This window comes from Mycobacterium sp. TH-M103 (assembly GCF_057473785.1).
The window spans coordinates 1-9,281 of the sequence record NZ_JBYCLG010000029.1 but is presented as its reverse complement, the minus strand read 5'-3'; the positions used below and the strand labels follow the sequence as shown (position 1 = coordinate 9,281).

General features: G+C 72.1%; 10 protein-coding genes and 2 pseudogenes. 7 read left to right on the top strand and 5 right to left on the bottom strand.

Annotation, left to right across the window (positions count from 1 at the left end; translation table 11 throughout):
• The coding region (locus AC2VOR_RS01330) for a serine--tRNA ligase (RefSeq protein WP_486963057.1) at nucleotides 1-818 on the bottom strand (818 nt) is incomplete at its 3' end.
• A 114-nt stretch (nucleotides 819-932) separates the two neighbouring features.
• Here AC2VOR_RS01330 and AC2VOR_RS01325 point away from each other — a divergent pair.
• The 3 genes from AC2VOR_RS01325 (at nucleotide 933) to AC2VOR_RS01315 (ending at nucleotide 2,807) form a co-directional block, all read left to right on the top strand.
• A complete protein-coding gene (locus tag AC2VOR_RS01325; RefSeq protein WP_369736344.1) occupies nucleotides 933-2,192 on the top strand; it encodes a septum formation family protein in 1,260 nt (419 codons plus the stop codon).
• A 4-nt stretch (nucleotides 2,193-2,196) separates the two neighbouring features.
• On the top strand, nucleotides 2,197-2,547 hold the full coding sequence (locus tag AC2VOR_RS01320; RefSeq protein ID WP_369736342.1) for a metallopeptidase family protein: 351 nt from the start codon (nucleotides 2,197-2,199) through the stop codon (nucleotides 2,545-2,547).
• A gap of 68 nt (nucleotides 2,548-2,615) precedes the next feature.
• The gene (locus AC2VOR_RS01315; protein ID WP_369736341.1) at nucleotides 2,616-2,807 is read left to right on the top strand and encodes a hypothetical protein; all 192 of its coding nucleotides are present in this window, start codon (nucleotides 2,616-2,618) and stop codon (nucleotides 2,805-2,807) included.
• A gap of 1 nt (nucleotide 2,808) precedes the next feature.
• Here AC2VOR_RS01315 and AC2VOR_RS01310 read toward each other — a convergent pair whose 3' ends face one another.
• Nucleotides 2,809-3,495 (bottom strand): histidine phosphatase family protein, encoded by a 687-nt coding sequence (locus AC2VOR_RS01310; RefSeq protein ID WP_369736340.1) that lies wholly within the window; start codon nucleotides 3,493-3,495, stop codon nucleotides 2,809-2,811.
• Nucleotides 3,492-4,430: a prephenate dehydratase gene (gene pheA / locus AC2VOR_RS01305; protein ID WP_369736339.1), complete on the bottom strand. Its 939-nt coding sequence runs from the start codon at nucleotides 4,428-4,430 to the stop codon at nucleotides 3,492-3,494. The genes AC2VOR_RS01310 and pheA overlap by 4 nt, the downstream gene beginning before the upstream one ends.
• An 82-nt stretch (nucleotides 4,431-4,512) precedes the next feature.
• Between pheA and AC2VOR_RS01300 the strand changes: the two genes are divergently transcribed.
• Both AC2VOR_RS01300 and AC2VOR_RS01295 read left to right on the top strand, forming a co-directional pair.
• Nucleotides 4,513-5,295 carry a DUF2470 domain-containing protein gene (locus AC2VOR_RS01300; protein WP_369736338.1) on the top strand — a complete coding sequence of 261 codons (783 nt, stop codon included), beginning with the start codon at nucleotides 4,513-4,515 and terminating at the stop codon, nucleotides 5,293-5,295.
• Nucleotides 5,296-5,311: 16 nt separating this feature from the next.
• A pseudogene (locus AC2VOR_RS01295) lies at nucleotides 5,312-6,478 on the top strand (LCP family protein); the annotation flags it as partial.
• On the opposite strand, the gene AC2VOR_RS01290 reads toward AC2VOR_RS01295, so the two are convergent.
• Together AC2VOR_RS01290 and AC2VOR_RS01285 are read right to left on the bottom strand one after the other, a co-directional pair.
• On the bottom strand, nucleotides 6,442-7,299 hold the full coding sequence (locus AC2VOR_RS01290; RefSeq protein ID WP_369736337.1) for a glycerophosphodiester phosphodiesterase: 858 nt from the start codon (nucleotides 7,297-7,299) through the stop codon (nucleotides 6,442-6,444). The pseudogene AC2VOR_RS01295 and the gene AC2VOR_RS01290 overlap by 37 nt on opposite strands.
• A 4-nt stretch (nucleotides 7,300-7,303) precedes the next feature.
• Nucleotides 7,304-8,380, bottom strand: a complete 1,077-nt coding sequence (locus AC2VOR_RS01285; protein ID WP_369736336.1) for a DUF4328 domain-containing protein — start codon at nucleotides 8,378-8,380, stop codon at nucleotides 7,304-7,306.
• Between the two features lie 397 nt (nucleotides 8,381-8,777).
• Between AC2VOR_RS01285 and AC2VOR_RS01280 the strand changes: the two genes are divergently transcribed.
• Both AC2VOR_RS01280 and AC2VOR_RS01275 read left to right on the top strand, forming a co-directional pair.
• Nucleotides 8,778-8,933, top strand: a complete 156-nt coding sequence (locus AC2VOR_RS01280) for a hypothetical protein (protein ID WP_369736335.1) — start codon at nucleotides 8,778-8,780, stop codon at nucleotides 8,931-8,933.
• A 171-nt stretch (nucleotides 8,934-9,104) separates the two neighbouring features.
• Nucleotides 9,105-9,281: pseudogene (locus tag AC2VOR_RS01275) on the top strand (superoxide dismutase); the annotation flags it as partial.

Below are 9,281 nucleotides of genomic sequence, written 5' to 3'. Positions count from 1 at the left end.
ACCCGGATGATGCCGCGGGTGTCCTTGCCGTAGCTGCCGGCCTCCCGCCGGAAGCACGACGACCAGCCCGCGTACCGCAGCGGGCCGCCGGAGAGGTCCACGATCTCGTCGGCGTGGTAGCCGGCCAGCGGCACCTCCGAGGTGCCCACCAGGTACAGGTCGTCGGCCTCGACCCGGTACACCTCGTCGGCGTGGGCGCCGAGGAATCCGGTGCCGGCCATCACCTCGGGGCGCACCAGCACCGGCGGGATCATCGGGACGAACCCGTTCTCGACGCCCAGCCGCAGCGCCAACTGCAGCAGACCCAGCTGCAGCAGCGCCCCGCGGCCGGTCAGGAAGTAGAACCGGGAGCCCGACACCTTGGCGCCGCGCTGCATGTCGATGAGGCCGAGCGACTCCCCGAGCTCCAGGTGGTCCTTCGGGTCGTCGATCGCCGCCGGCTCGCCGACGACGTCGAGGACGGCGAAATCCGCCTCCCCGCCGGCCGGGACCCCGTCGACGATCACGTTCGGGATCGCCAGGTGCGCGGCGGTGAACGCCGCCTCGGCCTCGGCCTGATCGGATTCGGCGGTCTTGACCTGCTCGGCGAGTTCCTTGGCGCGCTGCAACCGGGCCGGGCGCTCCTCGGGCGAGGCGGAGCCCACACTCTTGCTGGCGGCCTTCTGCTCGGCGCGCAACGAGTCGGCCGTCGAGATCGCCGCCCGGCGCGCGGCGTCGGCGGCCAGCAGGGCGTCCACCAGCGCCGGGTCCTCCCCGCGGCTGATTTGGGAACGGCGTACGGCGTCGGGGTCCTCCCGGAGCAGCTTCAGGTCGATCACGGCCCTGAGACTACTTTCGGCGTCGCGGCCCGATGTCGGAGCGTCCCCGCCCAGTTCGATCCCACAAAACTACATCCGCCACATTGGTCACCCGGCTGTGCGGCTGCTGTCAGAATGGAGCGGATGTCGGAAGCGCCCGTGCCCGAAGCCCCGGAATCCAGCGATTCGCCTGGACCGGGCTGGCCACGCACGCTGCGCGCCGTGCGGGCGCGGGCCACGCGGCGCGGCCTGCTGCTCACCGCGCTCGGCGGCCTGATGATCGCCGGGCTGGTCACCGCCATCCCGGTGGGCGGCACCGGGCCGGGGCGGCTGGCCGGTTACATCGATGCCGACCCGGTCCCCAGCACGGGCACCAAGAGCGACGCCGCCTTCAACCGCGCCGGGGCCGGCGACTGCCTGATGTGGCCAGACCTCAGCCCGGAGTCGGCGACCATCGTCAACTGCGCCGACGACCACAAGTTCGAGGTCGCCGAGTCCGTCGACATGCGGACTTTCCCGGGCTCGGAATACGGTTCGAAGGCCGAACCGCCGTCGCCGGCCCGCATCCAGCAGATCACGCAGGAGCAATGCGAGCCCGCCGTCCGCAACTACCTCGGAACCAAGTTCGACCCCAACAGCAGGTTCACGGTGAGCCTGCTGTGGCCGGGTGACCGGGCCTGGCGGCAGTCGGGGGACCGCCGGATGCTGTGCGGGCTGCAGTTACCCGGCGCGAACAACCAGCAGCAGGTCTTCAAGGGCAAGGTCGCCGACATCGACCAGTCCAAGGTGTGGCCCGCGGGTACCTGTCTGGGCATCGACCCGGCCACCAACCAGCCGGTCGACGTCCCGGTCGACTGCGCCGCCCCGCACGCGATGGAAGTCACCGGTACGGTGAACCTGGGCGAGAAGTTCCCCGGGCCCCTGCCCGCGGAGCCCGACCAGGACGGCTTCATCAAGGACGCGTGCACCAAGATGACCGACGCCTACCTGGCGCCCATCAAGCTGCGCACCACCACGTTGACGCTGATCTATCCGACCGTCGCCCTGCCCAGCTGGTCGGCGGGCAGCCGGGAGGTCGCGTGCAGCATCGGCACGACGCTGGGCACCGGCGGCTGGGCCACGCTGGTCAACAGCGCCAAGGGCGACCTGCTCATCAACGGTCAGCCGCCGATGCCGCCGCCGGACATCCCGGAGGAGCGGCTCACGCTGCCGCCGATCCCGGTGCAGGCGCCGGCCGCCCAGCCCAGCGCACCGGCGAACCCGATCCCGCCAAACAACCAGCACCTTCCGCACCAGCAGCCGGTCGCGCCGCCACCCCAGGCCCCGCCGCCGCAGGATGCACCACCCCCGCCGGACGGCGGGGCGCCGCCTGCCGAGGCCGCGCCGGGGGGCTAGGCGCGTGCCGGTGCGGATGGATCCGCAACGCTTCGACGAACTGGTCTGCGAAGCGCTCGACCTGATCCCGCCCGAGCTGGCCGCCGCGATGGACAACGTCGTGATCCTGGTCGAAGACCGCCACCCCGACGATCCCGGACTCCTCGGCCTCTACGAGGGCGTGGCGCTGACCGAGCGGGACTCCGACTACGCCGGCACGCTGCCGGACGCCATCACGATCTACCGCGAGCCGCTGCTGGACGCGTGCGCGTGTGACGACGACGTCGCCGAGGAGGTGGCGATCACGGTCATCCACGAGATCGCCCACCACTTCGGCATCGACGACGAGCGGTTGGAGGAACTGGGCTGGGCCTGAGCGGCCCACGCCGCGCCGCCCGGGCGCGGCGCCGAGGCTTTGTCGGTGGCCAGTGCTATGAACGGCGTATGAGCCACGAATGCCGCGACTGCCGGGAGGGCTTGCACCACTGTCACGGCACGATCATTCGCCACGCGCTGCGCCGGTCGGAATGCACCGAGCCGGACTGCTTCGCCCCCGAGCTGTTGCCGCACACCTTCGTCATCGACTGCGACGCCGTCGGTTGCGGATGCACCGAGTCGGTCGCGGTGGCCGTCTGAGTCAGCCCATCGGATCGGTGCTCGAGCGCACCGCGTCGGCGACGGGGCTGGCCTCGGCTTCGGGGTAGAACGGCGGCGTCAGGCTCGCCCACCGCACGCAACTCCACCGGCCGTCGGTGATCGGGGAGAGGACCACCGACTCGGCGTTGTCCAGGTGGTTGTCCAGGGCGAAGTTCCCGTCCACGCCGGCCAGCACCGCCGAAACGAGGCGGATCGCCGCGCCGTGACTGACGACGACGATGTCGCCGCCCCACTGGTGGTCGTCGAGGTAGCGCAGACGCAACTCGGTGAGCACCGGCACGTAACGGTCCAGCACGTCGTTGGCGCTCTCGCCGCCGGGCAACGCCACGTCGAGTTCGCCGCGATGCCACCGCTCGTAGACGGCGTTGAACTCCGCCACGGCCCCGTCGTCGCTGCGGCCCTCCAGCTCGCCCACCTGCACCTCGTGGATGCCGGCGAGCTCGGTCGCGGACATGTCGAGGGTGGCACCGATCACCGCGGCGGTCTGCGACGCCCGCACCGCCACGGAATGCGCGAGCAGCGCCGGGCGCCCCGATTCCTGGGCGAACGTATGGGCCTGGTCGCGCCCCAGCGGCGTCAGCTCCGCCCCCGGCGGCCGCGTGTCGAGCCTGCGCTCGACGTTGCTGTAGGACTGGCCGTGCCGCAGCAGCACCAGGCGCCCGCTCACGACGGCCTCCCCTCCCGCAGGCCCGTCAGCCAGCGCGAGGCCTCGTCGGCGGGCGGCGGCACCACCCCGGCGGCCGCACCCGTCGGCCAAGAACCCAGATATCGCACATCGACACAACGACGGTGCAGCGCTTTGAGTGCCTCGGCGACGGCGTCGTCGTCGAGGTGGCCGGCGCAGTCGACGAAGAACAGGTAGGTGCCCAGTTCGGTTCGGGTGGGCCGGGACTCGATGCGGGTGAGGTCGATGCCGCGGATGCCGAACTCGGCCAGCGCGGCCAGCAACGCGCCGGGGGCGTTGTCGATGCGCAGCACCACCGACGTGCGGTCCGCGCCGGTTCGGGCCGGCGGGGGCCCGGGCGGACCGGTCAGCACGAAGCGGGTGCGGGCGTTGGGTTCGTCGACGACGCCGGCGGCCAGCACGCCCAGGCCCCAGCGGGCGGCGGCCAGGGGCGAGGTGACCGCGGCGTCCACCAGGCCGTCGGCCACCTGCCGCGCCGCGTCGGCGTTGGAGTAGGCCGGGCGCAGCTCGGCACCCGGCAGATGGGCGTCCAGCCAGCGCCGCACCTGGGCCGCGGCCACGGGAAAGGCCGCCAGCGTGCGCACGTCCGGGGCGCCGGGGCCGGTGTCACGGTTCGCCCCGACGACGATGCTGAACGCCACGTCCAGGGTCGTCTCCGCGAAGACCTGCAGCGGCGCACCGATCGCCAGACTGTCCAGAGTGGACATCACCGATCCGTCGATCGAGTTCTCGATCGGCACGCAGGCGAACTCGGCGGCGCCGTCGCGGACGGCGTCGAGCGCCGCGGGCGTGCTGTCCATCGGCAGCCGCCGCATCCCGTCCGGCGGCTGGGCGGGAACCAGGCCGGCCGCCGTCATCTCCAGCAGCGCGGCCTCGGTGAAGGTGCCTTCGGGGCCGAGGTATGCGATGCGGACCACACCCAAACCCTAACGGCAGCCGGCCGCTGGCCTTGCGGCCTCCCTCATCGTAATTTAACTTAGGCTTACCTAAGGAGGTTGGATGTCACCGTTGCCCGTCGCCGCGCCGACGACCGCCGAACGGATCCGCAGCGCGTGCGCCCGGGCAGATGGCGCGCTGCTCGCCCTGGAGACGGGCCGCGCGGGCGAGGCGCCGGTCGCCACGCCCGTGCATCACCTGCTGCCCGACGGGTCGTTCGCCGTCGCGGTCGCTGCCGGCCGCGGCGTCTGCGGCTCCCAGGCCGTGCTGGAGCTGACCGACTACGCGCCGCTGCCGCTGCGGGAGCCGGTCCGGTCCCTGGTCTGGGTGCGCGGCCGGATGCGGGAGGTACCGCCGTGCGCCGTCACCGGCCTGCTCGACCAGGTCGCCTCCGAGGACCCGAATCCCGCGCTGCTGGCGGTGCGCACCCCCGGGTCCCGGCGCTCCGGGGACTGCGGCCGCTACGACCTGCTGCGACTCGAGATCGCCTCGGTCGTGGTCGCCGACGCCACCGGCGCCGAGGCGGTCGACGCGGCGGACCTGCTGGCTGCCCGGCCCGACCCGTTCTGCGCGATCGAATCGACGTTGCTGTGGCACCTCGACACCGCCCACAGCGACGTCGTGGCGCGGCTGGTGTCGCGGTTGCCGGCGCCGCTGCGCCGCGGCCGCGTCCGTCCCCTGGGGCTCGACCGCTACGGCGTGCGGTTCCGCGTCGAAGCCGACGACGGCGACCGCGACGTCCGGCTGCCCTTCCACCAGCCCGCGCGCGACATGCCCGGCCTTAGCCGGGCGATCCGCGTGCTGATGGGTTGCCCGTTCGTCAACGGGTTGCGCGCCCGCCGCTAAAGCTAAATTGTCGGGGGTGCACGGCGAGAGACCACCGGAGCGTCCGGGAGCACGCCCGGAACCGTCCCAGGTCATCCGACGTCAACCGGCCCCGCCGCCCGTCGCGCCGGCGAAACCGCCGCCGCGGCCGCCCCGCGCCGATTCGCGCGCCCGCGCCGCGCCGCGGCCGGGTGCCCCGCCACCGCCCGCGGCGCCCCGAAGCCGTCGCAAGCGCAGCCTGCGCCGCTGGGTCCGGACCGTGTCGACGAGCCTGCTGGCGGTCTTCCTGATGGCCGGTGCCGGCATGATCGGCGCAGCCGTGTGGTTGGACACCGCGCTGCACCGCGCGCCGGCGCTGGCCGACTACCCCGATCGGCCCGGCCCGGGCCGCGGCACCAACTGGCTGCTCGTCGGCTCGGACAGCCGCCAAGGGCTCACCGCGGCGCAACAGCGGGAGCTGAGCACCGGCGGCGACATGGGCGGCGCCCGCACCGACACCATCCTGCTGGTCCACCTACCGCGGTTGTGGCACCGGGTGGCCGCCACGGTGATCTCGCTGCCCCGCGACTCCTATGTTCCGATCCCGGGCCACGGCAGGGACAAACTCAACGCCGCGTTCACGATCGGCGGAGCGGCCCTGTTGACCCGGACAGTGGAACAGGCCACCGGGCTGCGCCTGGACCATTACGCCGAGATCGGCTTCGGGGGTTTCGCCGCCCTGGTCGACGCGCTCGGCGGGGTGCGGGTGTGCCCGGACGCCCCGATGGACGACCCGCTGGCGGGCATCGACCTGCCGGCCGGCTGCCAGACCCTCGGCGGGCGCGACGCGCTCGGCTACGTCCGGTCCCGCGACACACCGCGGGCCGACCTGGACCGGATGACCAACCAACGTCAGTTCGTATCGGCGCTGGTGCACCGCGCCGCCGATCCCGGCGTGTGGCTGAACCCGTGGCGCTGGTACGCGGTGCCACGCGCGGTCGTCGGCGCCCTGACCGTCGGGCGCGACGACCACGTGTGGGATCTGGCGCGGCTCGGCTGGGCACTGCACGGACCGACCACCACCTTGACCGTCCCGATCGGCGAGTTCACCAGCACCGACGCGGGCTCGGTGGTGATCTGGAACCACGATGCGGCCGCCGAGCTGTTCGACGCGCTCGCCTCCGACGGTCAGCCGGGCACGCCGCCCTCCGCCGGGGGGCCGCCTTCGTCCAGCCCGCCGGCCCGCGCGTTCTGCAGCCAGGCCTTGGTGCGGCCCGGGTGGTGCGTCGCGAGCCAGGCCACCCCGATGTCCCGGCAGAAGTCGATGTCCTCGTACTCGTCGACGTTCCAGCAGTACACCGCCCTGCCCTGCGCGACGGCGCGGTCCACGAGTTTCGGATACTCCTTCAGGGTCGACAGTGCGGGCCCGACGGCGGTGGCCCCGACGGCGGTGACCGCGCCGCTGGTCAAGTAGCGGGCGGTCTTACCGAGCAGCACAGTCGGCAGCAACGGCGCCGCGCGCCGTATCCGCCACACCGCCGCCGCGGAAAACGACATCACCACGGCGCGGGACCGGTCGGCGGACGCCGGCGCGGCGATACCGAACCGGTGCAGCAGCGCCAGCAGCTTGCTCTCCACCAACGAGCCGTAGCGGACCGGGTGCTTGGTCTCGATGAAAAGCTTCACCGGGCGGTGCCAGTCGAGGACGAGCGAGACGAGCGAATCCAGCGTCAGCAGGCTGGTGTCGCCGTGCGTGCCGTCCGCACGCCAGCTGTCGTGCCACGCGCCGTACTCGTGCTCGCGCAACTCGGCCAGCGTCATCGTGCTCACCAGGCCGGCCCCCGTGGAGGTGCGCTCCAGCCGGCGGTCGTGCACGCACACCAGGTGCCCGTCGCGGGTGAGCCGCACGTCGCATTCCACGCCGTCGGCGCCCTCCTTGAGCGCGAGGTCGTAGGCGGCCAGCGTGTGTTCGGGCCGACCGGCCGACGCGCCGCGGTGGGCCACCACAAAGGGATGCCCGGCGAGCACCTCGTCGGCCCACGTCATAGCACTATGCTGCCGGTTCCCGCCCCGGCAACTCAACAGGGCCGGCGGGCGCGGGCGCCTCGGGCCGGTCCGGCTGGTCCGGGGTGACCACCACCCAGCGATGCGCGGGGCGTTGCACCGGTTTGCGCTCGAAGCCCTCGAAGACGCGGCCGAGCGCGGCCACCGTGACGGCCGCGAGCAGGTACGTCAGCACCATCATGACGGTGTTGTTGGCGATGCCCTGGGCGTCGGTGGCGAAGCTGGTGACGATCGCGAAGATCCACGCCACGTAGCCGACCACCCAGGCGATCCACCACTGCACGATCGGCCGGCGCAGCCGGGCGTAGTGCTCTTCGAGGACGGCCAGTTCGATGACGTACACGGGCGCCCACACCACGTTGGCCAGCGGCACCAGGCACCCGGCCCACAAACCCCGGGCGGAGCGCGGTTCCGGCAGTCCGTGGTGCGACAACACGGCGGCACGCCGCGCGATCAGCCACCGGGTCGCCGTCACCGCGCACACGCTCACCGCCGCGATCGCCGCCACGCTGGCCAGCACCCCCAGCCACTGCGCGGCGAGGGCCACCACCGAGTTGAGCAGCGTGTTCCTGTTGATCACCAGCAGCACATAACGCACGACATAGACCAGGGCCGTAAGGCTGAGCACCAGCACGCTGACGAACAACGCGGTGCGCACCACGGCGGCCGGCGGTCCCGCCTTCGCCGGCGGCGGGATCGTCGCGGTGGCCTGGTCGACCCGGTCCGCCAGACCCCAGCGCGGCATGACGGCGTAGCGCGGAGTGGGCCCCCGGGAGCGCCGTCCGCGCCGCGGGGGCGGGGCGGCGCCGGGACGCACCGCGATCCACCGGAAGCCCGGCGGCAATTGCGGCCGGGTGCGCTGCCAGCCGGCGGCACCGGACGCCGTGCGCGGCGGGGGGCCGGCGCCCGGGCCCCAGCGCGGGTCGGGCGGCGGCGGTTGCGGCGAAACCGGCCCGGGTCCCGAGTGCGGCGCCAGCAGCGGGCCGCGGCAGCGGGGGCACCATTCGCGCCGTCGCTCGCGCACATTCCACCGAGTGCCGCACTGGGAGCACACCTGGATCACCGGACCAGCCTAAGACGTCTCGGGAAAGGCCGGCCGAACGCCGCCGGAACGGCCTCACCCGGACGCTCGCGGCGGCCGCTGGCTATCCACAGTTTCCACAGGTTTATCCCCAGGAGGCGACGGGGTATAGAACCCATCAATACTGGTATCTGTGCCTGAGATGGGCCGTGGCTGTGGATAATCGCCGGCCCCTTGCCTCATGTCATCCTCATGTCACGGACAAGCCGGATCCGCCGCCTAGCGACGCCGTTCGCCCTACCGCCGCCGCCGCGAGTTGCCGGCGCCCCTCCCGCCCGCATTTTTCAGGACGGTTGCAAAGGGTTATGATCGCGGTCACGAAAAGTTCCGTGTGACTCATCTCACTTCGGCGAGGTGTCGTGCAGGTGGAGGGCGACTGATGGCCACGCATTCGTTCGGTCCTGGTTCGCAGGGCCCCTCGAGCTCGTATTCCGGCTCACCCGCGTGGAACCACAGCCACAGCGTCGCCGCGTTGCGTGCGGGCCTGATCGCGCTGCTCTTGCTGGCCGTTCTGGCCGTCATCGTCTTGTCCTGACTTTTCGTCTTGAAACGCCTACGAACGGGTATGTCCGTCAATTGCCCATAGCGGTGATTCTTGCGGCGCGCGCGGTCATGGAGCAGGGTTGACCATGCCAGGCCGGCGCGTGGCGGACACGTGCGAATGAGCGTCAAGGCGTTAACTAACGATCACTAAGAAAGGAATGCTGTGGCCGAATACACCTTGCCCGATCTGGACTGGGACTACGCAGCGCTGGAACCACACATCTCGGGCCAGATCAACGAGCTGCACCACACCAAGCACCACGCCACGTACGTCAAGGGCGCCAACGCCGCTGTGGAAAAGCTCGAGGAAGCACGCGCCAAGGAAGATTTCGCCGCGATC

Coding starts and splice junctions, on each gene's coding strand:
- AC2VOR_RS01280 (WP_369736335.1), top strand. CDS start 8,778: ATGGCCACGCATTCGTTCGGTCCTGGTTCGCAGGGCCCCTCGAGCTCG.
- AC2VOR_RS01325 (WP_369736344.1), top strand. CDS start 933: ATGGAGCGGATGTCGGAAGCGCCCGTGCCCGAAGCCCCGGAATCCAGC.
- AC2VOR_RS01315 (WP_369736341.1), top strand. CDS start 2,616: ATGAGCCACGAATGCCGCGACTGCCGGGAGGGCTTGCACCACTGTCAC.
- AC2VOR_RS01300 (WP_369736338.1), top strand. CDS start 4,513: ATGTCACCGTTGCCCGTCGCCGCGCCGACGACCGCCGAACGGATCCGC.
- AC2VOR_RS01290 (WP_369736337.1), bottom strand. CDS start 7,299: ATGACGTGGGCCGACGAGGTGCTCGCCGGGCATCCCTTTGTGGTGGCC.